Source organism: Picosynechococcus sp. PCC 73109, assembly GCF_001521855.1.
GTDB lineage: Bacteria > Cyanobacteriota > Cyanobacteriia > Cyanobacteriales > MRBY01 > MRBY01.
In genome coordinates this window covers 2236346-2263000 of sequence record NZ_CP013998.1, presented here as the reverse complement: position 1 = coordinate 2263000, position 26655 = coordinate 2236346, and the positions used below count along the sequence as shown (strand labels likewise).

The following is a 26655-nucleotide window of genomic DNA, read 5'->3' as shown; positions in this document are numbered from 1 at the left end:
GGCGGCTGAATTATTTCACACGAGCCCGGAAGCGGATATAGCCATAGGAATTAGCTGGAGTTGCAGGGCTAGTCGCGGGGTCAACATTAGCTAGCTCAACTCTCAGGGTTCCATTTGGATTATCGGCGGCGGTCATGGGTTGTAGGTTGTCTGGACGAATACATCCGCTAGGGGTAAGGTCAGGGCCGAAAAATTGTCCCGCATCAACATCAGCAACGCCCGTTAAATTGGTTTCACTGTTGTTAAAGTTCAGTTTAATACCCATAGATGAACCGTAAGCATCTGGCGAATAATCTAAGTATTGGGATAGGCGATCGCAAATTTTGATATTGCTGGCCGGGGCATTGCCTTGATTGAGGAAATAAATAGTGTATTCAACTGTATCATTCGGTTTAGCCTCAAGGCCTAACTCTCCCACTGTGAAGGTGTTACTTTGATTGCCCGCACTATAACCAGGCCAAAACGGCGCATTATCATTAGCTGCGGTACTGTCACTACTCGTATCATCCCTATACACAGTGTAATTTGTAGTATTGTTTTCGCTGATAACCGCAGTAATACGTTTTACAAGAATTAAATCAGGAGCGTTAGCAACACCATCAGTAATCGTTGTCCGGTCTAAATCCGTATTATTGTCGTCATTGGGATCGGGTTGATCGCCAAAGACTGTAACAAAATTTTCGAGAGTACTGGGGGCGGTGTCTTGGACATACACCGTAATCGTCAAGGTTGGTGCCGTGGCTCCTGGGGTAAGGGTTCCGTTGTAACTGCATTCAATATCCCTCAGATCTTCGGGGGTTGGCGGGCCTGGGGCGGTAAAGCTCACAAGCGGACAAGTCCAATCTGTGCCTGTGCCCGAAACATAATAAAGACCATCAGGCAACTGATCGATTAACTGTATCCCTGTTGCGTCGGCTGTACTGGCGCTTTCATTTTTTACGGTCAATGTATAAACTCCTTGGGCTTCTTTTGTGAAATTGCCGCTATGAGCTTTGTCAACAGACAGATCTGCACTGCCTGTAATACTGGTGGGATCGGTGTCAGTGTTATTATTCGTATCAGCATCTCCCGGCGTTGTGACGATGGCACTGTTGGTGATGGAATTAGTCCCTGTTGGTGTAGTTGGGCCGATATCTACAACAATATCAACGGTATTTGTTTGACCGGGGGCCAAATCATCATTACTTATGCAAGTGACGACCTCTTGGGTACTGGTATTTCCTTGGGTTGTAACACTACAGCTCCAGCCCTGACCAACTGCACTGTTATAGGACAACTCCAGAGGAAGCGTGTCTGTAATGGTGATCGGATTTGTAATGGTGATATTGCCGACATTTTTCACTTCTAAGCTATAGGTTCCTTGGTGACCAATGGCAAAGCTACTAGCCAGGTGGCTTTTGGTGAGCGCCAAATCAAGGTTGCGGGTTTGTACAGGATCTGTTGTACTACTATTGTCATTATTGGGGTTGGGATCTGGAGTGGTCGCAGCATCGACGCTAGCTAAATTCGTAATAGTGCCAGTGGCGGCGCTATTTACATTGACAACTAAAGTGATCGTAGCGTTTTGGCCGACTGTTAGGCCGTTAGTTTTCGTGCAAGTAATAGCTTGACCAGAGGCATTACAACTAAAGCCATCGCCAGAACCGGAAACAAAATTCAAGTTGCTTGGCAAATTATCTATAACAGTGATCGCTTCGCCATCAGAAATATTAGAAAGGCCATTATTCGTTATTTCTAGTTCGTAGACTGCTTGTTCTCCGGCAACTAAACCAGGAATAGTTTCTGGGGGGGGAGAGGTATTTGTGATCGTCGAAATTAATGTTTTAGTGATGCTGAGGTCTGCGGCCTGTTGAACGGCTGTTGAGATGGTATGACGATTTCGACTATTGGAATTATTATCATTTAAAACAATATTGGCGCTGGGTTCTCCTGTTAGGTTTACTTGCGCAGTATTTGAAGTGGGATTAGTGGCAGTACCATCGACGAAAACATTTAGGTTAATCGATGTTGTTGCGCCTGCTGCGAGGTTGCTGCTTCGCGTACAAGTCACATTTTGACCGGAAGCAGTACAAGTCCAACCGGATCCGGTGCCGGAAATAAAAGTAAAACCTGTCGGCAAGGTATCCGTTACAGTAATCGGATTTGTCGTCGAGGCGATCGCCTCCGTTGGGCCATTGTTAAGAATATCCAACCGATAAGAAGACGTCTGTCCAATAGCAAAGCTACCGCCAGGGACACTTTTCGTAACCTTGAGATCGAAATTTGGTGCCACAACTAGAGTTTGTTCATAGCCAAAAAATTCTGCTAATCCAGTCGTTGTACCTGGTGCATAACCATTATTCGCCGTATTCGTATCCCCCGTTGTTGTGACCTGGGCAATATTATTAAAACTAAGTGGTAACGTTTCGGTTCCGGCGGGAATCCAAGTAGCAATGGGCTTGACACGAATCCTGATCGTACTAGAAGTACCAGCCGCCATAGCCGTACTACGAGCGCAACGCACAATATTGTTATTAATGCTATCTGCTGCCGGATTACTAATAGGATTAGCAGGGGTTGGATTTTCAACCAGGCAATTCCAGTTTGTTCCAGATGCCTCAAGTACTTGAAAACGATCCGGCACATCATCTACCACATTGATGTCATCAACCGTAGCATTAGTGCCCAGATTGTTCACCCTCAGAGTATAAACACCTTCTCCTCCAGTCGTGAAATTCGTCGTACCAGGATCTGTTGTTCCATCCATTGCATCTGTTTTGGTAATACTCAGATCAGTAACATTTAAACGAATCGAAGTAGAAGAAAGATTATCATTTGAATCTGTATCAACAAAAGTTCCATCAGTCTTCGGTGCGCTAACTCGGTTAACAATATTGCTGTTGACAATACCTAATGCTTGTAATTGAGCTAGAGTTTTAATGCTGCCAGTGAATGTATAAGTAACAATCCCCGTACCTTTGTTTAAAAAAGCTGTTTTATCAACTTGATATCTTGGGGGATTAGTATTAGGCACTAAATTAAAATTGACGGCTATGGGACTTGTGCGCCCTGAATTAGCAACTTGATTATCACAGACTGTTAAGGTTTGGCCCTGGCTACCAGTTGCAGAACAAGTTACCCCCGTTATGTTAATTTCAGGCGGGATAAAGTCTGAAATAGCCACATTAACACCATTTGGCCCACCGTTATTATTATTAGCGACCGTAACAGTATATTGAATGGGATTGCCGGGGCTTACTGTCGCCGTACAGCTTTCGGTGGTTCCATAATTGCTAGTTCCACCAGATAAAGTACAAGCAGGACTTGGAGTGACTCCGTTAATCTGAGTTAATTGCTTCCGAATCCCAATGTTGTATTTGTCATTATTACCAATCAAAACAGGTGTAGATTCAGTTGCTGTCTTTGATTGTGTTACCCCGTCATTAGCGCTATAAACTCCAACCGTATTAATCAGCGCAGTACTCGTCCCTGGGACTGTATTTGTCTGTCTTCCTCGCACAATTAGGCGCAATGTTGCAGTCTGACCAGGATTTAAAGTTCCAGGATAGACAAATGTAAAAAGTCCGCTATTGCCAACAGCACAAGTTGTTCCACTTGCGGGTAAAACTGGATTATTAATCCCTTGGTTACAAGTCCAGTTAATAACTGAACCATCTGGCCCTACTCCAGCAAAGGTTGTTGAAGCTAATTCAATAATATTGTTATTGCTGTTCGGCAAAGTTTCAGTGATGGCGATGGGGCCGACAGTTGGTGCAACGCCATTATTTCTTACAGCGATTTCATAGGTTAAATTTTCTCCGGTATAAGTTTGACCAGAAAGATTGTAAGTAAAAGCTGCCTCAAAATCATTTTTTGTAATCGTCAAATCAGAAACTGGCAATGTAATCAGAAAATCATCGCTGCTGGTGTTATCACTGCTATTTGCTTCTGTCGTGGCACTGGTAACGGTCGCTGTGTTTCTGACAACGGCGCTAGTACCCGAAGTAATCACACCACCATTTGCCCGAAAAACCAAGGGTAAAGCCGTCGCAGTTGTATTGCCGGGTAAAGGGATAGGATTAGTACCAGAAACGTAGGTACAGGTTAGATTTTGACCATCGATCGTACAATTCCAGACCGTAGGAATATTCGGATTATCAGCCAAGCTAAAAGTAAGTCCCTCCGGTAGCGTATCGGTAATGATCACTGGCGCTGCCGCTGTTAGGCTACTCTGATTTTGTACAGTGAAGGTATAGGTAATCGGAGATCCAGAGAGAACCACCGGGGCATTATTACTGGCTGGATTTGCGGCCGCATCAGGACTACTATCTGCTTTTGTGAGTTTCAGATTTGTGGCTTGGATAATGCTCGTGGGGTCAATATCTGTATTGTTGGCAAGATTAGGATCGGTGGTTGGACTACTTACTGTTGCTTGGTTAAAGGTATTCGCTGCGGCAGTTTCAGCAACATTAACACGGATACTTAAGGTTGTTACTCCTCCATTTGCTAAGTCATTAGGATTGGCACAGGTGATATTACGTGTTCCTGCACCGATACAAGTCCAACCGACAATCGTCCCTGATTGACTTTCTACGCCAATGTTGGAATTGGAAGGATTGAAAATAAAACCTTGGGGTAATGTGTCTGTGATAACAAGATCACTACGGGCTGTATCCAAGCCATTGTTGGTCACTTGGAAAGTATAGATGTTGTCTCCCGGTGTAAAGTTGCCAATATGGCTTTTGTTGATTACTAAATCAGCGCTAGGGTTTGTGACATTAAAATCGACAACCCCAAGACCTGACCCAAAGCCGCCATTGTAGTGAAAGCTACCACCAGAAAAATCAAGGATCAGGTGGTTAATTGTGTAGTTACCATTGCCCCCAAGAATCTTGAAGAGATAGCGCGTTCTAACGGTGTTACCCACCTTGCCGGCAGTGCTTGGATATTGGTCTGGGGTACCATTTAGGGCTACTGTTTCGTACTCACATACGCTAGAACTTGCCAAATATCCTGTCACTGTGGGGTCACTAATCCAGCCACAGGCATTGGCATAGATACTGGAATTGTCAGGGTTGCCGCCAACGTTACTGTAGTCTGTCTGGACATCAAGGATTTGAAAGACAGCATTGGGAAAGTCGGAACTGACGGTTAACTGGGGATAGGCCGTTGCGGTTCGAGTAGTGAGCTCAAAGGCATAGGTTCCGCCCACTTCCACACTGTAGCTGCTACCACCACCACTCGCAGTATCAAGATCATTGGCATTGATCCCAAAAATACTGGCCGCCGTTGTGGGAGCGAGTTGAGTGAAACCAGTCACACTATTACGAGCTTGGGAAAGAATTTTTTCGATATAAATCTGGCGGGGGTGCCCTGTATCGTACTCATTAATAGTGCCTTGGTAAGGATCGGGGTAACTATTGGTATCGACAGTGGCGGCGTTATCAGCGAAAGCTTCAATACGGTAACGTTGGACTCGATTATAAATATCCGAAGTACGAGTTAAGGTCAAAACATAGTAGGCATCGAAGCAGTTTTTGGGCCTGCTTGTTTGTTGGTGATGGTTTAGGGGGGGTGTACTTGTAGTTGATGGAGGCAGGCTCGGCACAAGCCATTGATCTTTGTAAAGTCCTGTGGTGCTCACACTGATAAGAGGATTAAAAGCACCTTCGCGAACAAAGCGAATTCTGAGGTTTTGGGCTGCTGTCGTAGTACTGAGGTTGCAAACCCTGGCGCCCACGAGAAATTTGTCGGGACCATCATTGGGATTATTACTATCTAGGCCGATGATATCCCAGGTGAGGGGTTCAATACTCAGGGGGCCAGAGGCGATCGCCGGCTGTATGTGGAATAAAAGATGTAAGCCAGATAGTTGGATGGTCAGGATTAATGTAACGAAAAAATTAAATAGAAAGCGCTGGGTTTGATGTTTTCTTTTTTGTGTTTTTTTCCGAACTGGATTGGTAGGGAAAGAATTTTGAAGAGGTTGTTCTTTGGGATTTTTTTTCAAAACTACAAATCGGCAAAAATCTCCTATGGCAACAAGAAAGGATAGGGGCAGTAATAGTACTTTAATAAGAGATTTAAAGCACATTATTTTAAGATTTTTTTGGAAATTGGTACTCTTTGCCATGGAGTTTTAAGGAGGGTATTGCGATGAGAATACGAAAACAAAAGACTTAAGGGATATTGTTTATTGCATGGCCTCTATGGGAAGAAAAGTAGTTTGATCCAGGGAAATATTTTATGATTTGACAAAGTTAAGCTCATTGGATTTTTTTAGAAGAATTAATCTGGGGAGGTATTGGCATTCCAGAGACGATCTAAGTCAATGGTTTGACCAAGTTGGCGGCTACGTTGGCGGCCACTGATTTGGAAAAGATTATCTAGGTTGCTTAGATCTTCACTGAGGAGGAAATAAAGCGCTGATTCTAAACGACGAATTTCTCTAGCACTGAGGAAGTTCGAGGTGGGTTCGAGGGCGGGAAGCTCAGGAGTGTTTTCATCTAAACGGCGATCGCCAAGGATCAGCGGTTCGGTATTGGCATTACCAAAGAGGAAACTGTCGTCGGTATCGAGGCGGCGGGCCTGGATCTCCCCCCCAAAGACCGCATCATAAATTTCGGGGGCGAGGGCCTGGAGTTCGGTCTCGTTCAACTCATCCAAGCGGCGATCGCCAAAGATCAGCGGTTCGGTACTATTCGTGATCAACTCATTGGCTGCTGATTCATCTAAACGGCGATCGCCCAGAATTTGCGCCTCTGGTTGGGGCCTGGGCTGGGGTTCGCTGCGGGTGAGGAGCCGTTCTGTCGGGATCTCTGCAATGGGGTCAGATTCTGGCATCAAGCTCGTGACAAATTCGGTGATCGGATTCATCGGCGTAACATCGGCAAGGAGGAGGGTATCGGGATCAGCAAGTGGCACAAAACCGAGGATCCAGTAGGGCAGATAGGTAAAGTTGGGGTTGAGGTCAGCATCGGTGCGGTTATAGGTTTGGACTTGGAGATTTGTATCGTCGGGGGTAAAGGTAGCCTGGGATAAGTTCAATGAAAAACTTTGGGGCCGTTCCTGGCGAGAGTTGCGATTCACTGTACTGGTGGTGTTTTGGGGGAGATCAGGCGGTAACGTCGCTAATTGGGGTAATTCTGTGTTGATTAAGTTACCCACAATGGGATTGCCACCGAGCTGGGTAGAAATGGCCTGGAAGGTAGCAGCAGTACCACTCAGGGTAAAGGTAATCGGCTGTTCTGGAACTTTGTTTTGGGAACTGTTGCCTAGGGATCGGAGTGTGAGGCGATCGCCACTGATCCCGCGACTGAGGAGATATTGGCGGGCGGTTTGCAGACGACGGGCTTCGAGATTATCGGGGGTAAGTTCAGCCAGGGGCGGCAGAATACCTTGGATATCCAATTTTAGGTCTGAATATTGACCCAAAACAGTGACCAAACTATCGAGTACCATTTGTCCTTCTAGGGAAACACTGGTTTTCCCTCGCTCAAAATCAATGGCCTGGGACACATCCAAACGCAGGGGCGTTTTTAAAGCCGCTTGTAAATTAGCATCGGGTTTGGGGGCTTCGACCATTAATTTGCGGGTTTCTGGCACAGCAGCAACGGGTTGCTGGCGACCAAAATCAAACAAACTGTCCAGCTTGAGAGTAACCCCCGCATACAAACCCCCATCCGAGCGACTGCCAGAGAAATCCCGATCATTATTCACCTGACCAGAACTGTAGCCCACCGCAAAGCGGAGATTTGGTGTTGCATAATAGCCCACCTCCGCGAGCCAACCCATTTCGCTATAGCCTGCTGAATGTTGATTAATCCAACGAATCCCACCAGTCAGATCAAACTGTCGGTTGAGGAGGTAAGTGGCCCGGAGTTGGGCGAGGGTCGCAGAAGTCGTTGTTTCAAAGTCTTCGGCGAGCTTGAGGGAGGAATGGCGATAACCGAGCTTGCCGTAAAATTCCCAACGGTAGTTAGGCGCATAGATCGCTTCGGCGGCAAATAAATGTTCCGTGACGTCGTTCCCCCTGCCTGTGAGGAGGGTTTCGGGGATGGTGTTCGGATTTTTGCGATATTCATAGCGGAGGAGGGCGTTAAATTTATCCTCGTAGGGATTGCGGTAGGCGAGACCAACACGCAGTTCCGTGGTGGGAGGTAAACCACGGGTCGCTTGGCCTGCGGCGAAACGTCGGTCAAAATTAGCGAGGGCTGTCAGAGACGGCGATAGTTTGCCCCGGACAGAAGCTGTGATGTTACTGGTGCTGCTGCCGTTGGTATTGCGGAATTCGTAGCCCGCTTCGGCTTGGAAATTTTCACCATCGCCCCCACCTCGATAGCGGCCCCGGATACTAAGACTATCGCCCCCACGTAGGCCGGTCGAACGGGATGCCCCTTGACCTACTGCGCCATCACTACCCACAAAAAGATTACCCACAACTTTTTCATAGGCAAAATCGAGGTCAAAATTTTTGAAGACGGCCCAGTTATGTTTAATGCCAAAGGTCGCTGCATCCTGCATCCCTGTACTAAAGCGTTCCATGTCATAACGGGCGCTGAGGATGGTGTTGTGCCAGGGTTTGTATTCGCCAGTAAGGCCAATGCTGGTGGTGCTTTGGCCAGCGAGGGTACCGCTGTGGTACCAGTTTTGGTTCAGGTTTAGGTTGACGCCCTGGGCGATCTTCCAGTCCAGGCCAATTTGACTGCGATCGCTAAATACGGCATCGGACTCCGCCGAGAGGGTGGTTTGGTTGAGGAGGCGCAGTTTAAGGCGATCGCTGAGGGGCGTTGTGAAATTGGTACGCAGTTGGGTAGAGCTACCATCGTTTTCAGGGTTGAGATAATCAAGGCGATCGCGGAACAGTAAATCGACGTTTAAATTAGATTTACCGAAACGCTGGGCGAGGCCGGCGGTGATGGTGGTGAGTTCGTTGTCCACCAGTCCAGTGGGAATCCCCTCTTGGCCGGCGTTGATCAGATCGCCGAGGGTAATGATGGGGCGAATATTCACCCCCTGATTTTTTTCGTGGTCGTAGTTAAAACGCACTTGGGTGCTGGGGGAGAGCTGGGCATTCAGGTCAACGCCATAGCGAGTCTGGCCGGGGACAAAACTAATGGTGGAACGGTTGGCAAAACCGGTGTCGGCATGGCGATAGTAGGCCCGTCCGGTAAAACCATCGGCAAATTTAGCATCCAATTCAAAGCGGTAGGCAGAACCGGAAACATTCCCTAACTCGGCGGAACTATTTTGGCTCTGGGCGTATTCGCCAATAAATTTGTAGTTTTCACCGAGGTGAATTTGAGCATCAACCCCATAAACTTCGAGATCTCGCTCTCCTTGGTCTTCACGGAAGTAGGTCGCCCCGATCCAACTGGCTTGCCCTGGGTCACGGTTGAAATGGTAGCGTAGTCGTCCGGCATATACTTTATTGTCTTCACCGCTTTCATTTTGGTAGGTGACAACAATCCGCCGCACAAGAATTTCGCCGTTGTCGCCTATTTCTGTGCGCAGTACGGGATCGTTAAAGACAATGCTGCCCCGGTCGTAGTCAATTTCGTAATCTTGGCCCCGGAATAGGCGATCGCGCCAAATAATCGTACCGGGTCGTTCGAGTTCCTCTAGCTCAAAGTACACTTCTTCACTGCCGGGGACAACCAGACGTTGGGTGAGGAAATAAAAACCGCTCGTGCCATCGGGGAGGAGGGTATCCCGCTGGAAGGCTTCTCCGCCCTGGCTATAAAGGGCAGAAATTTGCAGATCGCCGAAATTGTAGTTGAGTTTCGCGCCGTTGAGTTGGCGACTGAGGGCAGTGAACTCCTGGGAAGCGGTGGCAAATTCCGCACTTGTGCCGTAGTCCCCCCACATGATGTAGTCGGGGTCAGTCGCGCCTTCAATATCCGGAGTGCGTTCGAGGCGGAGGTAGAGACTGTCTTGGGAGGGGGTCAGGTTGCGGACGGTGGAATTATCACCGTAAGTGAGATAGGGTTGTTCGGAAACTTGATCGGCGCGAAAGAGGCGATTGGTACAGGTTTCACAGGCTTCATTTAGGGGGCGATCGCCATTGAAAGCCGCGGTGAAGAGCCAATCCCCAATCGTACCTGTGGCAAAGGCTGCGCCATCCACATCAATGACGGTGTCGCCGTCAGCATCAGGGTTGAGGAAATCGCGATAGCTGCTGAAATAGTCTGTATTGTCTGCCCCGACCCGGAGGTTGATTACCCCCGTCAACAGGCTAGGACGGAGGGCGGTTTCAAATTGGACTTGGGTATAGGCTTCTAGTTCAAAGAGGCGGGCGCGAATTTGGACGGGGCCACTGTCAAGGGAGGATTGGAGGGTGGCAGTAAATTCCCCATCCTTGGCATCCACTTGGAAACCCGGTGCTTCAGGCCCGGCATCTTCCCCAAGAAATTCGCCGGCGGTGGCTTCGAGGGTAATTCGACCGCCCCCACTGGCCCGGTTGCCATTTTTATCGAGCAATATCCCTTGGATTGTCACAGGCGATCGCCCATCGGCGGGCACCCGCGTTTCAACGGTCGAGAGCTGTAAATTTGCCACATCCCCCGGCGCTTGCACTTGGATTTCATTGCTAACCGTGGTGCCATTGAGGGTGGCCGTCGCCTTGAGGGTATTCTCCCCAGGGCTAAAAATCACCCCGTACCAGGTTTGACGCACCATCCCCGTACTACCGTTGGTTTCCAGTTGGCCAATTTGATTCGAGTCAATTTCGACACCATTAACGCTGAGGGTGGTGGTGCTGCCTGTGGGCACTTCGATCACGACGGCACTGGCATTTTTCTCTAAAATTGCCCCCGACCCAGGGCTAATAAATTGCACGGTGGGTTGGGCGATCGCCGTTGGCATTGGAGTAGACTCAATGACCGGCGTCAGGGTCTCCCGACTGTCTAGCGGTTCAGTCGCCACGGGTACAGTCGGGGATGATTGGGCCAGTAGGATTTCTCCCTGGATCTCACTTGCCGCAGACGGTTTATTAAGGATCGCTTGAAACTCAGTTTCCTGGGGGCCTGTTTCCGTCAGAGTCGTTACAACCCCACTGATTTCAGCCGTTGTCACCGTTGGCGTTTGGGCCGTTACTTCACTAAACCAACCGCTGAGGGCCAGGATGAGGGTTGTTAAAGGAATGGAGAAACGTCGTTTCATTCGTCTTCTCCGGGGGCGAAAGGAGTCACTGCAAAGTTCATCCGGGCCATGCCACCGGGTTCAAGGCGCACAGCACGGCTGTAGGTGCGGTCTTCGGCGATAAATTTTTCGTTGGGGGCGGGGGCATAGCCAGGGACGCTGGTCAGATCCAGAACGCCCGTATGCCAACCGGGGAGAACATTGGTGACGGAAAAGAGACCATTTTCATCGGCGACGATGCGGTTGCCATTTTCCATAAAGACAACGGCATTGGGGATGCCGGGTTCACCGTACTGTTGTTCCCCATCGAAATTTTTGTCTTCAAAGACTCGCCCAATGATTGTGCCGAGGTCGGAAATTAAGCCGTTGCGAATCCCCACGTTGTAAACAGCGGGGCCATCCCGGACGGTGAAATTGTTGTCTTGGCGATCGCCTTCGACAAAGGCAATATTGCGCCCATCACCCCGCAGGGCATCGGGGGTAATTTCTACGGCATAGACAATGCGGGCCAGGGGGTTATTTTCGGGAGGGGTTCCACCGGGTAAGGGCTCTTGAAACGTAAAGGTAATATCTCGACCATTCACCTGGGTTTCCAGAATCGCCGGACTGTCGCCAATGATCCCTTGCACGGAATCTTCAATTAACTGGAAACCGAGGGGAAGGCGATCGCGTACCTCAACATTTTCGAAACTGCTTGTGCTGAGATTATTGATACTCAGGCGATAAACAGCAATGCCTCCAGGTGTAACGGTGGCTCGGTCGGCGGTTTTCTGGATGGCGATCGCTTCGTTTTGGCAGACGGAAAGCACCGCCGTACTGAAAACGATCAAGGCAGCGGTTTCTGCTTTCGGGATAGTCACCTCTTGGCTCGTTAAGTTTGGGTCATTCAAGCTTAGGGGCAACCCATCGAGGGAATTCGCCACATAGGTAAAGGAGTCCGGTTCGACCGCTATGATCCGAATTTGAATCCGTCGTTCATCAAAGAACGAACCCAGAGGCGGCCGAATGACCAAGATATAGACACTTCCCACGTTTAACTGGTCGGGCCGCAAAAAGAAATTAAACTGGCCCCGCAGATCCGGATTTCCCAGAGTTTCGGTGACGCCAAGGTCAAAGGGATTGTCATTATCTTCGTTGACATTGACCACCCCAGGGGGAAGTGGCACTGGCCCCGTAAGCGGATCGAGGGAAAGCAACGCGCCAATTTCAGTTTGCAGGGGGCCAGCAGCTTCATAGAGTCCCACCAGAAAACCACTGTAATTTTCTAGGGGTTCTCCTCCACACCCAAGGACACGCCCAAAGGGGTCAATGGGTGGTGGCGGGGGAGGACTATCAAAACCAGTGCTCACTGGGTTACTGGTGGTGTTGACGGCTGGGCCATTCTCCCCAATTTGGTAGCTGGCTTCAGCCCGGTTGAGGAGGGTGATCGTTTCTACCGTCTCCGGGGCCTGGGCTAAAACCAAAGGCATACCTAAATTCAAGCCAACGCTAACTAGGGCGATCGCCACTGGCGATCGCTTGAGGATTAGTCGTGAATGGTCAAGAAAATTAGGCATTAAAAAGACTCTGGCCAACGAAGGCCTCCAAAAAAGTAAAGACCAGTGAATGTTTGACGTTTATTGAACGCGGACTTGGTACTGGCCATTCACGCTAGCCCTTGCAGGGACAGCATTTTGGAAGGTCCAACGCACATGGGTATAGCGTTCCGCTGGGGCCGGGCGCGTTTCCACACGACCATCGGGCAAGGTGACGCGAATCGTCGGGTTGGCACTGTAGGTTTTGCCGCCATCGATGCTGTAAGTGATTGTTGCGCCACCCACAGAGGCTGCTGACCCCATCACATAGACAGTATTGGCGGGCAGATCATCGGTAAGGACAAGGCCGGAAATGGGTTGTTCGGTGCGATTGTTGCCGCTGACAGTGTAGCGAATGGTGTCACCGGGTTTGACCCTGGGGGCGGGCCGCATAAAACCACCCTCTAGGCTACGCCAGGCAACTTTTTGTTCACCGCGCCAGTTTTTTTCGATTACCCGCAGATGGCCAGCTAGCTCAACATCAAGGTTCTGCTGGGTTTGGGCGAGGACAGGCTGGGGAGAAATTTGAGGCATCATCTGGGGAACAACGCCAACGCCTAAGGAAATACCAGCCAAGATTGTAAAAAGAGACTTTTTCATGATCCAGGAAAGCTTGTTGTAAATGAAGGATTGAATGGATTCGCCGTCAAAATTTGGGCAACTGTCACGACGAACCTTGTCATCACAAAGAGTTCTGTGAAGCCTAACCAGCAGACTTCACAGAGAGTAATTAGACAGTTAGTTGATTTTCCGCTGGAAGGTAAATGTGCCACTAGCACCAGGGGCGACAACGCCAACATTGTTGCGATATTCAGTGACATCAGTGGCAGCAGTAGTGCCAGGCGTCGCTGGCTCAGAGCCTAAGATAGAAGGATTGCCATTAAAGTACTGAATCGAACCGGTACCTACAGCACTACCCACTACGTTGCTGGTGTCAATAATGCTATTGCCGTCATTGTCTAAAGCCCAATTATTGCCAGCGGCATTTGGATCAAGACCTAAGCCATTTTCACGGATAACCACATTATTGGCCGGGAGAAGAACATTACCAATTGCAGGACTAGTTGGCGCAGTGGTGGCGATGTTTTCGTAAGTAACTACATACTGTAAATCGTCCCCAGGACCGGGCTGAGGAGAAATATCGGTACCTGTACTGGAAACACTACTTGAACTACCATCGGCATAGAATACCTGCACTGTTTTGCTGAGCTTCAGATAGCCAGCATAGAGGCGATCCACTTTGAGGTTGCGAATAGTTTCACTCGCGGGTTCAAAGGTAGTGTTCGTATCGTTGTTAACGTAAGCCACAACCGGGATGCTGAATACATCAAACGCGTTAACGACACCACCGCTGGGTAAATCTACGGAGACTTTATAGTCTAACTCCTGACCAGCAGCTAGAGCTGGAATGGAAACTTGGCTCGCACTAGTCAGGTCAAACTCATCATTAACCGCATCCCATGAGTAGGTAGCCGTTTGCTGGGTAGTTACACCCGGCTGAACCGGTAGAGTAATAGTGACGATAGTTCCAGCAGGAATGTCGATGGAATCCCCTGCTTCATCGATACTGTCATAGCTACCCGCTGTGTCACAGGTTGCACAGACTGTGGCTGCAGCAGCTGGATCAATAGGTCGCAACACAACATTCTCGAGGAGAACTGTTGAGTCATTTTTAACGGAGTTGTCAAAAACGACAGCATTTGGATCAGCAATTGACCCGCCGGTGGTGACTGGTTCTGTAATAGATTTTTCAACGAAATCATCATTGAAATTGGTTGGACCGATCGCCGCGGGGACATTGAACGGGCCATTGACTAAGGCTCCGGTTGTAGGAGTGAGAACCAATTCATTCGGTTCACCATCTGGGGTGTCATTGCCGCCACCATCGTTCGGCGTGCCGTCATTGGGGTCAGAACCATCTTCATTTGCCGGATCACCGAGATCCTCAGGATCATTGGCGGGATCATATTCACCGTAGGGATCACCATCCTTAGGCGTATCACCTAAGAAGTTGTTAGGGTTTTGGTCGCCGGATTCATCAAAGACGATGTTGTCGTTAGGATCGCCCGCTGATGTACCAAAGACTTGGATTAGGTTCCGTACCGGTGAAGCTGTTGCTCCTGTGGCAAAGAGAGTAAATGGACCAACACTCGTACCCGGAGCGATCGGACTAAGGTTACTAGTGTTATAGATAAAACCAATCCGGGTGATGTTTGCTGGAGTTGCAGGAATAGTTGTACTCCATTCTGCATCAGTGGGGGCGATAGTTAAAGCATCTGTTGTATAAACGACTGTCCAGTTCGCATTGGGACCAGTTGGTGGAGTTGTGTTTGGATCTACAAATGCTGCGTTCTGAGGTTTCGCGTCGGAAACGAGGATATAGCTACCGCCAGCGGTAGAACTGTCAATCTTAAGTGGAGTACCCGTTAGAGCAGCAGGAGCGTAGTTACCGGTATAGCCAAAGGGTAATTCATCGCCGACGACAAAACCACCAGTGTAAGTAATGATGTCATCACTGATTGCACCTGTTGCGCCTGGGTCAACACTATCGACCTCTTTCTCAGCGGTGACGAGGGCGAGGGGTTGATCCGCCCCTTGACCAACAGTGAGGGGGTCGGAAGTGTCGGCAGCTTCACGGTTACCATTCGCGCCACCCGCCTCGCTGGTTGTGCGAACTTCATCAACTGCAGCCAGAGTGTCTGTACCACCATCAGAAGCATCGGCACTAGTACCATCATCTGGTCGGTTTTGACTATCAGCGTCATCAGAATTGTTGGAACCGGTACTACCTAAAACAACAGTGATTTGATCACCAGGATCTGCATCCGTCGGTACTGTTCCTTGAACAATGACGGTAATACTATCGTCGGCGACGATACCGGGAACAACCCAACCATTAGTCTGATAGGTCGGCGGATTAGGATCAGTAGTGTCTGCACCAGGACTAAATGAATCATCCCCGTTAACTATAACTTCCTGAGCACCAGTGCCACCGCCAGAAGGCAAGAAATAGTCTGGTATACCATCATTATCAAGATCCAGATAAACTCCCGGAGAGTTTAAATTATTGACTGTGATGTTGGTAACGTCGGGAATATAAATATCTGTTGGATTATTCCCTGTATTGGTTATGAGAAAGGGAATTTGAACAGTATCACCAGGGATGACACTACCGCCATTTGGATCGATAGGTGTTTGGGCAACGTTAGTCAAGCCAGCTGTTTCAGCGACGGTGACAGTGACTTCATTAGAAATGGTTGTTAGGGAATTACCACTGGGATCATTGAATGTTGCTGTCGCGGTGTTATTAATCGTGGTGCCAGCAGCTGTCCCGACAGCGATCGCCTGGGGGATGAGCTGGAATTGACCGGCGGCCATGAGGCCCGCAATCACCAAGGGACTAGCGAGCTTACGGATTGTATTTTTTCTGGGGGTTTTGCACTTTGGCGATCGCCAAACTTGATTGTTCACTTAAAAATTCCTCAAATAAAAATTCGCTAACAGTCAAGAGCGGACAAGAAGCCCTACTCTCTTGCGAGCGCCATAGATGAAAATTAACTTGTTGGTTTTGTGTAAATAAGCAACGATTTCATATTGCCTGTCAGCTTGCTTTCTCAGATTACCCATCAGTTAGGTCGAGCACAGCTGCTCTTTTTAAAGATTTAAACAAGCTTTCTCTCAACTTTGTGAAGGGAATATTAATACCGTTTGCGGAAAAGATAAAGTGTAAATTTTTTTTTCAAGGGCTTGACTGAAGATGTCGAATAATGCGATTCCAACCTCTTTTGCGTAAATCCCTTTAGGTTTGTCAGATATTTTTACTATGAAAAATTTAAACAATTGGTTTTTTTAGAAACATTCAGCATATTCAATTATTTTTCTTTATCAATTGAACATACTCAGCAAAAAAAAGAAGATTTGATGAATTTCTTGTATTTTTTTTGTGTCAAAAAGCAATGAGGGCAGTATCGCAATCTTTTACTGTGCTGTGGCAAAAGCCGTGCGGATCACGTCAACGTGATTTTGAATCTCGCCGGACAAAGGTGTAGAAGTTGCTGCATTTGACCAAGCTGCAGCCGAAAAGAATGCTTGCATTGCGGGGCTTGCGAGACGAGTATCCGGATCAAAAAACTGAAGTTCGCCTTGGTCGTATTGCGTCCCCTTACGGATTTTTAGACCCTGGGGGTGATTGGGGCTGCTGAGGATAATTTCGCCCCACAACACTTCAACGATTTGGCGCTTGTCTTGGGTTGTGACGCGAACACAGATCGGTGTCTCTCCACTGGGCTGAATGACGAGTTCTGAATCGGTGGGGATAGCACTGGCAGCGGCGGGCGAAAGCACCATTTGATAGGCAAAGATTTTGAGACGTTGGGTCGGCGATCGCCCCTCAGGGTTTGGGCGAATGCGGAGACCTTCAGCACAGCCCCGTTGCTGACCTTTTTGCCAACTCAAGGTGATGGTGCCCCCTTCAACCACACAGGGAAACCGATATTGGGTCTGTTGGGGGGCTGGGCCAGTTTGTAAAAGCAGTCCGTCATAGGTTTGGCGATCGCCCACAAGGACAAGACGCGCAAAGGAGTGGTTATTACCCGGCACGATCAAACTTTGGCTGTGATTTTCGAGGCGATCGCCCACCTGGGCCGCTTGTTGACGGTGACTACCCTGCTGCATCATTAGGCGATCGCCCGTGAGGGAGACAATTTGACTCGCATCCGGCGGCGCGGCGATCGCCCCAGGCATTAATCCCAAATACAACAGCGAAAAAAATTGGCTAATTGTCCCAAGCTTAAACATTTCCTATTCCCGACGCTCCTAGACATCAACGTAGATCTCTTCCTGGGAAAAAGCATGAAATCATCGCCCAGCACGATTTCAGCCTAATCAAATCATAGTGGGCGTTACCATTTACCGATGCACATTGCCGTGATGTCACCGCTGAATCTATGTTCTCTGAAAAATTTTGCTGATCAATTTTGAGTAATCACCATCACACTTAATCGAACAAGTGATCTGTCACGAGGCTTTACAGCAACGGATCTATGTTTAACTCAGGCAGCTAAATAGGCGATCGCCCCAGGCATCAAATGACCACCCGTAATCTGCTGAATTTCGAGTAGAGCTGGCATGAGGGGGCGACTAAAGTAATATCCCTGGACTTCATCACAACAAAACTGCCTGAGCATTGCCAATTCTTCTGGATGTTCGATGCCCTCAGCAACCACCTTAAACCCCAGATCATGGGACATATTAATGAGATTTTTGGTGATCGCCGAATTCACTTTATTACAATGTAAATTTTTAATGAAGCAGCGGTCTAACTTCAGGGTATCCCAGCCAAACAACCTGGTGTAATTAAAAGAAGCATAGCCTGTACCGAAGTCATCAATGGCAATCTTGACGCCTAATTTTTGCAGTGATGCTAAAACGGCGCAGATATTTTGAAAATCCTCAATCAAAACTGACTCCGTGATCTCTAGCTCTAGATGTTGGGGCGCAACTTGATGGGACACCAGGAGATCCTGGAGCCGCTCAAAGAAGTGAGGAGCCATGACCTGATGTACCGAAATATTAACGGCCATCCGAAAGGTTTGCTGGGACTGTTGATGCCATTTTTTTAACTGTTTTATGGCCCGCTGCAAGACCCAGTCCCCAAGCTCGTGGATCAGACCCGCTTCTTCAGCAATGGGGATAAATACCGTGGGAGAAATCGAACCGAACTGGGGGTGATCCCAACGAAGTAGAGCTTCAAATCCCGTCACCATCGTCGTTTGAGGATTGACTTGGGGCTGGTAAACGACGGTCAACTGATGGCGGGCGATCGCCTGGGCAAGGGCTAATTCTAAAAAACGTCGTTCTTGGGGGAATACAGTTGCCATAGTCAGTTTTTATCCGTCACACCTTTTTGAATCAAGCGTAGGACAACCATATATGTCGTCCAGCAAGGAGAGGTTCGCTGGTGTCGAGCTTTGTGTCCAAGCTGAAATCTATCACGATCAAGCCAAGACAACTTCATCAAATGTTTAAGATGCTGTGAATTCTAAGAATTCATAAAGTTCATAAAGACAATATAAAAGGCAAAACCAAGATAAAAAAGTAGTCATCGCTACGAAGCCTCCCCAGACCTCCCCTTTGTCCGGAGTTGTTTACCTGTACGAAAATTTCAGCCTAGGCCATAAGTCGCCACTCCAAGAGAACTGCCGGGGGAATCTCGATGGTCGTCTGTTCCTTGAGGGGCAAGCTAAGTTGAACTTTTTGATCGGTGGGCAACTGGGGCAAAATCTTTTTTAAATCAAATTGACCCACATTGGGCGCAGGGGCTTCGGTGGCAAATTGATCGGGTGCTGTGAGGATCGCTTGATTGGGAGCAGATAAACTCAAAGAACCCGGATGGATAAAAGTCGCCTGGCCGGGGTAGGCCACAAGGCGTAGATCAACGGTTTCGACACGACTATCTTTAACCCGTTTAAACAGCACCACCTGCCAAGTTTGACCGTGATTGTCTTGGATGGATTGGCGAGACTGATAAAGGATTTGTCCAGGGGCTTCTTCCTGTTGGCGGATACTGGCGAAACTGGGTTCTGCCCAAACGCCGTTACTCACCAAGAGAATCAGGCTTAAGCTGAGAAGAATCAATCCTTTTTTAAGAAAAAACATTGGCTGAATCTGGGGTGAGGGGTCTACTCAGGGTTAATTGGAGCCGCTTCTAGGCTAGGAATAATGACGGAATACAGTCCCCGTAGGTCGCCAGCTTTGAAGTCGTAGGCGAGATCATCTAAGTATTTAGCTTTGATGAAATTGGGGCGATTGTCCTTCGGGCCGTGGCAAGCCAGACAACTGCTTTCGATATTAATGCGGCGGTAGTAGTGGAGGCGATCGCCTTGGATTTGGCTATAGCTCAGGAGTTCGGGATGTTGCGTAAATTTGGCGATCGTCATGGTTTCCTGGAGATTTTGGGGGGCATGGTCTGGATTGCGATATTTTTTAGCCACCTGCTTAACTTGCCAACCATTGTCTTGACTCAGTTGCCTCGCTTTCATCCCCACTGGCTTACACACTTCCTGCATGGTTTGCGGCGTAATGTCTGCAGTCGGGTCAATGGTTTTGGCCAACTCAGACCGCATTTGGTCGAGATCTTCGATGGCTTGCACCGCACGGGCAAAATCCGGGGGATTGGGGGCTGCTTGCACAGGGACAATTGGCTAAACCAAAGTGGCGATCGCCAAGACACTAATGAGAATGCCGATCAGAAAATGTGAAGACTTTTGACCACTGTTCATTTTCACATTGAATTGTTTGTTTTTAAGAATAAAACGCAAAGTTTTCATTGTATTTTTTCCATTTTTTATTCAATAGTTTAGTCAATTTTTCAGGAAAAATTTGCTTTTTAGGATTAATAATTAAATCTTCTTAAAATTCAAGAAAAGCCTCTACTTGAATGGCAGAGGCTAAGAGCATTTAGAGTATATTTTTCGTTCAGGATTCAGAGCAAACCAAGATTATTCAAAGCAATCATCATGCCACTGCAATCCCAAATTCAAAGTTCCAGTTAGCCATTAATTGCCGGGGCTTGGAGGGCGACAGGCGCTTGATCTCCGGCTGCTAAATCGAGGGGGAAATTATGAACATTACGTTCGTGCATGGCCTCAATCCCCAGATTTGCCCGATTGAGGATATCCGCCCAAGTATTGATCACCCGTCCTTGGGAATCTAACAGAGATTGGTTGAAATTAAACCCGTTCAAGTTAAAGGCAAAACAAGCCACTGCTAAAGAAGCAAACCAGATACCAATCACTGGCCAAGCAGCAAGGAAAAAGTGGAGGGCGCGACTATTATTAAAAGAAGCATATTGGAAGATCAAGCGTCCGAAATAACCATGGGCCGCCACAATATTGTAAGTTTCTTCCTCTTGACCAAAACGATAGCCACTATTTTGGGACTCCGTTTCTATGGTTTCGCGGATCAAAGAAGAGGTCACGAGGGAACCATGCATTGCAGAAAACAACGCACCACCAAAGACACCTGCAACCCCCAGCATATGGAAAGGATGCATCAACACATTATGCTCAGCTTGCAACACAAACATAAAGTTAAAGGTGCCAGAGATGCCCAACGGTAATCCATCCGAGAAAGATCCTTGGCCAATCGAATAAACCAAGAGTACCGCCGTCGCCGCCGCCACCGGAGCAGAATAGGCAACCGCAATCCACGGACGCATCCCCAAGCGGTAGGACAGTTCCCATTCCCGCCCCATATAGGCAAAGATGCCAAGCAGAAAGTGGAACACAATTAGTTGGTAGGGGCCACCGTTGTAAAGCCACTCAGCCAGATTCGCCGCATCCCAAATGGGGTAAAAGTGCAGACCGATCGCATTAGAACTCGGCACAACGGCGGCGGTAATAATATTGTTGCCATACAGCAAAGAGCCAGAAACCGGTTCGCGAATCCCGTCAATATCAACCGGGGGCGCGGCGACAAATGCCAGGACAAAACAAATCGTTGCGGTCAACAGCGTGGGAATCATTAAAACCCCAAACCAGCCCACATAAAAACGATTTTCTGTGCTGGTGACCCATTGGCAAAAGCGCTCCCAAAGATTGGCAGAGCCTTGCTGTTGTAGAAGTGTAGTCATAATTGCGTGTACCAGTTTAAAGTACTGGGGACTAAGCAAATCGCTCAATCGATTTATTGCTTAATCACCTTTTGATTATATAGCACCGTTTCTAAAAAAGACAAGGCTTGCGGAAACTAAAGCTGCAAATAATCTTTTCTGTCCGTTTCTTGAGAGGCGATCGCCCCATTACACTAAAGTCATTACCACCACGCAGCACCATGTCAACCCTGTTCACCAGCATTGCCAATCGCCTCCAAAACGTTTTTAACCTAGAGGTTATCGGTGACCAAATTGCCCAGGGCCTAATCAACCTCGTCGTTGCCCTCATTACCTTCGCGGTGTTCTACTGCCTTTGGAAGATTGTTGATGTGCCCCTCTATGCGTCCTTCAAAAAATCAAAACTCGATAAAACCTCCGCCAGCTTCTTAAGGACCCTCGTTCGCTACGCCATTTTGACCTTTGGCGCGATCCAAGCCCTCAATGCAGTTGGGATTAACATGGCCGCAATCGTCACCAGCCTGGGACTTGTGGGATTAACGGTCGGTTTTGCTGCCCGGGATGCCCTTTCTAACTTGATTTCTGGACTGCTCATTTTTTGGGATCGGCCCTTTGTGATTGATGACCTCGTGGAAATTAATGGTCTCTATGGTCGCGTCGAAACAATCACCCTAAGGAGCACACGCATTGTGACCGTTGATGGCCGGATGTTAGCGGTGCCTAATTCTGTCGTGATCAATTCAACGGTGATCTCTTACACCAATTTTCCGCAGTTACGCCTCGATATTGATGTCACCGTCGCCGTCCATGAAAATCTAGAGCGGGTACGACAGATCCTCTTGTCTTTGGTCGATGATCGCAGCATATTTACTGACACACCGCCCGCTAAAGTGGTGGTGACGGCTCTCAATGACTATAATGTGGCACTCCAACTTCAGGTTTGGTTACGCAATGAGCGCACCCATATTCCCGAACGCTTTGCCCTCCGAGAAAAAGTTTTTACCGCTTTAACCGCAGCAGGGATTGATATGCCCTTTGAAACAATTCAGCTCACTCCCTTGGCTGTGCAATTGCAATCAGAAATCTAGACAAGACGCCTGAAGCTGCGAGAAAAAATCGATTGGTTTGTCCTGGTGGGGATGTTGAAACTTTAGGTAATAAGCATTAAGAGAATAACCACAATCCCCTGGCAAAGGACTGTGATTGGCATCTTCGTAAATAGCCGGTAAGCCCCCTGGAAGATAAAGGCGATCGCCGACCAGGGGAAAGCCCATTGCTGCCATGTGAATCCGAATTTGATGGGGACGTCCAGTGAAAATTTGCACCTCAACCCGTGAAACTTTTGCTAGACGTTCTAGAACTCGCATTTCACTATGGGCAGATAAACCATCTGCTGTGGCGGCAAAGATTTTCCCCAGACTAGGATGACAGATTTTGCCGATGGGCGTGGTGATGGTGATTTGATCAGGATAATCGCCCGCTGGAATGACGGCCCGATAAATTTTTGTGATTTGATGTTCTCGTAATTGGCGTGTTAGTGACTGCCGCCCCAAAGGCGATCGCCCCAGGATCATCAACCCAGAAGTCCCCCGTCCCAAGCGATGAATCGGCACTGGTGTTTCGTCAGGAAATTGCCTTTTGAGTTGCGCTAACAACGTATTTTCTAAAAAATTTCCCGCTGGCAGCACCGGTAAACCCGCTGGTTTATCGATGATCCAAAAATGGGGGTCTTGGTGCAAAATTTGGAAATTTAACGGCACATCTGGCTCTTCCCAAGGGGGACGATGATACTCTAGCCGTTGATTTTTTGCTAAACGTTGTGTGGCAGTGGCCGGTTTGCCGTCTACAAAAATTTGCTGATTTTCAAAACGTTCTGCCCATTCTTGTCGCGTTGAATGGCGATAAAATTCTGCATAAAAATCCAAGACCGCTAGGCCCGCTTGGGAGGGTTTCACGCGATCCCGGTAGACCCAGCCTTGATTGAGCATTTTACAAATTTTACGAATACTGATAAATATTTTTGCGGGGATTAAAACTTTCGACTTCCCGTAATTTTTCGTACAAAGCCCGCTCTTCTTCGGTAATTTCTGGTGGTAAAACTAACTGCACTTCCACCAGTTGATCGCCACGAGAGCCGGAACTACGAGGATACCCTTTATTCGCCAAACGTAATCGCTGACCCGGTTTAACCCCCTTGGGCACGGTCATTTTTACTAGGCCGTCAATGGTCGGAATTTCGATGGAACCACCCAAAATAGCTTCGCTAGGACTGAGGGGCACTTGGCAGTAAATATCGGCACCCTGCACTTCAAAGAAAGGATGGGGGGCCACAGTAATTTTGAGATATAAGTTACCGCCATTGATGCCCTGATTGCGCAACCGAATGCGCTGGCCATCGACCATGTGGGGCGGCATATCAACTTCGAGCGATCGCCCATCTTCGAGGCGAATCCGTTCCCGTCCCCCCCGATAGGCTTTTTCCAGGGGCAGGGTGAGACGTGCTTCCACATCCCGTTTAGCAGGGGATTTTGGGGTAGCCACTTTGGTTGTTTTTGTGGTGCCGGGGCGAAAATCTTCGTAGCTATTGCTCCGGACCCGGGCGGTGGTCTGCTGTCGGTCTTTCGGCCCAAAGGGATTGACACTGCCAATATTGGCGAACTGGCTAAAATCGTTGCGCTGGGGTCGATTGGTGCGGTTAAAACCAGGGCGACTGTATTTTCCCCCCATGGCCCGGGTGAACTGGTCATACTGCGATCGCCGCCCATCATCGGACAGCACTTCATAGGCCTCGTTGAGATCCTTAAACTTTTCTTCTGCTACCTTATCCCCTGGGTTGACATCCGGATGATAGCGCCGCGCTAACCGTCGAAAGGAGCGCTTAATCTCATCACTAGAGGCATTACGAGGAACGCCTAAAATTTCATAATAGTTACGCAAATTGTTCATATTTAGGCGACAGAGTGAGGAATTCTCTCCTTAGATAATGGCGCACTGTTCCCAGATGTGATGTTTATTATGCCGGAATTACGAAGTAAAACAACTGTCTAGAACCATTCATCGTCCTCGTCCCAATCATTTTCGTAGGGGATATTGCGCCCTTGGCCTTGGCTGTAATACTTGCGGGAGACGTTCCGTTGTTCGTAGGGATCGCGACTGGTGGGTCGCGGTGGTCGAGAAGCGGGCGGTTCCACGGGACGACGGGGGGCAGTACCATTCCCGTAACGGTCATCTAGTGGGCGATCGCCCCCATAATTTTGACGTGGTTGGGCAGCTCCATAATCATAATTGCGGGTCGGTTGCGGTCTTTGGGGTGGCCGGGGGGCGTAATCATAGTTGCGCTGGGGTGGTGGCGCATCATAGCCCCGCTGGGGTGGGTAGCCAGCCCCTGGTCGGTAGTTAGAACGGGAATCATAGTACAAATCATCCTCGTCATCACCGATCAAGGTTTTCTTAATCGTGTCAAAGAAAGAATCATCTTCCCCTTGGTCATACTGGAGGCGTACCTCGCGGTTAAGCTCATACAACGCATCCTGTAAATCCGCCTGGGCGCGATCCAAACGGCGATCGTCATTTTGTTTGAGACTCTCTAAAATTTCCTGGGACAAACTCTCAATGCGGCGACGATAATAACTCGCAAACTGGCTACCAAAATCAAGGGTGACCTCCTTCAATCTGCGTTGGGCTTGATCCGTTAAAGCTTTGGCCCGGTTCCGTTTTTCAACCTTCTCCCGTCGCTCTCGATCCTCTTGGGCGAACTGTTCCGCATCCCGCATCATCCGGTTCACTTCACTATCTGTCAAGGTGGAGGAACCCTGGATCGTAATACTCTGTTCCCGTCCAGTGGTTTTATCCCGCGCCGACACCTGCAAAATACCGTTTGCATCAATATCAAAGGACACCTGAACCTGGGGAATCCCACGGGGCGCTGGTGGAATTCCCGTTAACTTAAAACGACCGAGGGATTTATTCCCCTGGGCCATTTCCCGTTCCCCCTGAACCACATGAATCTCGACAACGGTTTGGTTATTTTCTCCCGTCGAAAAAATATCTGAACGCCGCACCGGAATTGTCGTATTCCGGGGAATCAGCTTTTTTGTCACTCCTCCAATGGTTTCTAGGCCCAGGGACAGAGGCGTCACATCAAGGAGCAAAATGTCTTTGACTTCTCCACCGAGGATCCCCGCTTGGATCGCCGCTCCCACTGCCACTACTTCATCGGGGTTGACGTTTTGATTGGGTTCGCGGTCAATGAAACTCCGCACGAGACCCTGCACGAGGGGAATACGGGTAGACCCCCCCACAAGAACTACTTCTCGAATTTGCACAGGGCTAATGCCTGCATCCTGGAGGGCGCGTTTAATGGGGCGACGCAAACGACTGATCAATTCTCCGCAAAGGCTCTCAAAGGTGGCACGGTCGAGTTGGGTTTCGAGGTGCTTCGGGCCTTCCTCGGTGGCGGTAATAAAGGGAAGATTGATTTCAGTGACCGTGACCCCAGACAGTTCAATTTTGGCTTTCTCAGCAGCTTCCGTGAGTCGTTGGAGGGACTGGCGGTCTTTGCGCAGATCAATATTTTCCGCTTCGAGGAATTTTTCAGCGAGCCAATCAACAATTTTTTTATCGAAATCGTTCCCACCGAGCTGGGTATCGCCACTGGTGGCTTTCACTTCAAAAACGCCATCGCCCACTTCTAGGACGGAGACATCAAAGGTCCCGCCCCCCAGGTCAAAGACCAGAATCGAGGAACTGCCTTGTTGTTCCAAGCCATAGGCAAGGGCGGCGGCGGTGGGTTCGTTGATAATCCGCAGGACTTCGAGACCGGCAATACGTCCGGCATCACGGGTTGCCTGGCGTTGGGCATCGTTGAAGTAGGCGGGTACGGTGATTACGGCGCCTGTGACGGGTTCACCGAGGTAACGTTCGGCTTCGTCGGCAAGACGACGGATAATTTTGGCAGAAATTTCTTCGGGGGCGAATTCTTGGCGGAGACGGGGACAACGAATTTTGACGGTATCGGTTTCGGTGCGACGAATGGTATAGGGGACTTGTTTGGATTCGGGGGTGAGTTCGCTGTAGCGGCGACCCATGAAACGTTTGACGCCGTAGTAGGTGTTTTGGGGGTTGAGTACGGCTTGACGGCGCGCCATTTGGCCGACGAGGAGTTCGCCATCTTTGTTAAAGCCAACGACGGAGGGGGTGGTTCTGGCTCCTTCGGAATTTGCAATGACAAGGGGTTTGCCGCCTTCCATCACTGCAACGACGGAATTTGTGGTTCCTAGATCGATGCCGACTACTCTACCCATGCGTTTTTTGATTCTCCTTGGTGTGGCCCGACAATCTATATATATTAGG

Annotated in this window: 14 protein-coding genes; 1 reads left to right on the top strand and 13 read right to left on the bottom strand. The window is 48.8% G+C overall.

Going from position 1 to position 26655, the window contains the following annotated elements; all coding sequences use genetic code 11:
* Positions 1-10: 10 nt before the first annotated feature.
* The 10 genes from AWQ23_RS10865 to psbA all read right to left on the bottom strand — a co-directional run bounded on the left by AWQ23_RS10865 (position 11) and on the right by psbA (position 21324).
* The gene (locus tag AWQ23_RS10865) at positions 11-6112 is read right to left on the bottom strand and encodes a DUF11 domain-containing protein (protein WP_083500711.1); all 6102 of its coding nucleotides are present in this window, start codon (positions 6110-6112) and stop codon (positions 11-13) included.
* A gap of 155 nt (positions 6113-6267) precedes the next feature.
* Entirely contained in the window at positions 6268-11139 is a 4872-nt protein-coding gene (locus tag AWQ23_RS10860) for a hypothetical protein (RefSeq protein WP_062435308.1), read from the bottom strand.
* Positions 11136-12674, bottom strand: a complete 1539-nt coding sequence (locus tag AWQ23_RS10855) for a DUF11 domain-containing protein (RefSeq protein ID WP_071884923.1) — start codon at positions 12672-12674, stop codon at positions 11136-11138. Before AWQ23_RS10855 ends, AWQ23_RS10860 begins: the two co-directional genes overlap by 4 nt.
* Positions 12675-12734: 60 nt before the next feature.
* Complete coding sequence (locus tag AWQ23_RS10850) at positions 12735-13292, bottom strand: DUF11 domain-containing protein (RefSeq protein ID WP_062435303.1); 558 nt, start codon at positions 13290-13292, stop codon at positions 12735-12737.
* A gap of 138 nt (positions 13293-13430) precedes the next feature.
* Positions 13431-16088, bottom strand: coding sequence for a hypothetical protein (locus AWQ23_RS10845; protein WP_062435300.1), 2658 nt, complete (start codon positions 16086-16088; stop codon positions 13431-13433).
* 582 nt (positions 16089-16670) lie between these two features.
* Positions 16671-17489, bottom strand: a complete 819-nt coding sequence (locus AWQ23_RS10840; protein ID WP_062435297.1) for a hypothetical protein — start codon at positions 17487-17489, stop codon at positions 16671-16673.
* 254 nt (positions 17490-17743) lie between these two features.
* Positions 17744-18571 carry a bifunctional diguanylate cyclase/phosphodiesterase gene (locus AWQ23_RS10835; protein WP_062435295.1) on the bottom strand — a complete coding sequence of 276 codons (828 nt, stop codon included), beginning with the start codon at positions 18569-18571 and terminating at the stop codon, positions 17744-17746.
* Between the two features lie 289 nt (positions 18572-18860).
* On the bottom strand, positions 18861-19349 hold the full coding sequence (locus AWQ23_RS10830; RefSeq protein ID WP_062435292.1) for a DUF3122 domain-containing protein: 489 nt from the start codon (positions 19347-19349) through the stop codon (positions 18861-18863).
* Positions 19350-19372: 23 nt separating this feature from the next.
* Positions 19373-19882, bottom strand: coding sequence for a DUF3365 domain-containing protein (locus AWQ23_RS10825; RefSeq protein WP_232308897.1), 510 nt, complete (start codon positions 19880-19882; stop codon positions 19373-19375).
* A gap of 359 nt (positions 19883-20241) precedes the next feature.
* A complete protein-coding gene (psbA, locus tag AWQ23_RS10820) occupies positions 20242-21324 on the bottom strand; it encodes a photosystem II q(b) protein (protein ID WP_062435289.1) in 1083 nt (360 codons plus the stop codon).
* 200 nt (positions 21325-21524) lie between these two features.
* Here psbA and AWQ23_RS10815 point away from each other — a divergent pair, with 200 nt between their 5' ends.
* Positions 21525-22391, top strand: coding sequence for a mechanosensitive ion channel family protein (locus tag AWQ23_RS10815; protein ID WP_012307763.1), 867 nt, complete (start codon positions 21525-21527; stop codon positions 22389-22391).
* On the opposite strand, the gene AWQ23_RS10810 is transcribed toward AWQ23_RS10815, so the two are convergent.
* The 3 genes from AWQ23_RS10810 to dnaK all read right to left on the bottom strand — a co-directional run bounded on the left by AWQ23_RS10810 (position 22380) and on the right by dnaK (position 26606).
* The gene (locus AWQ23_RS10810; RefSeq protein WP_062435287.1) at positions 22380-23291 is read right to left on the bottom strand and encodes an RluA family pseudouridine synthase; all 912 of its coding nucleotides are present in this window, start codon (positions 23289-23291) and stop codon (positions 22380-22382) included. The two genes, AWQ23_RS10815 and AWQ23_RS10810, sit on opposite strands and share 12 nt — an antisense overlap.
* Positions 23292-23301: 10 nt before the next feature.
* Positions 23302-24249, bottom strand: a complete 948-nt coding sequence (locus AWQ23_RS10805) for a DnaJ C-terminal domain-containing protein (RefSeq protein ID WP_030006610.1) — start codon at positions 24247-24249, stop codon at positions 23302-23304.
* Between the two features lie 98 nt (positions 24250-24347).
* A complete protein-coding gene (gene dnaK / locus AWQ23_RS10800) occupies positions 24348-26606 on the bottom strand; it encodes a molecular chaperone DnaK (RefSeq protein ID WP_012307760.1) in 2259 nt (752 codons plus the stop codon).
* Positions 26607-26655: the final 49 nt, after the last annotated feature.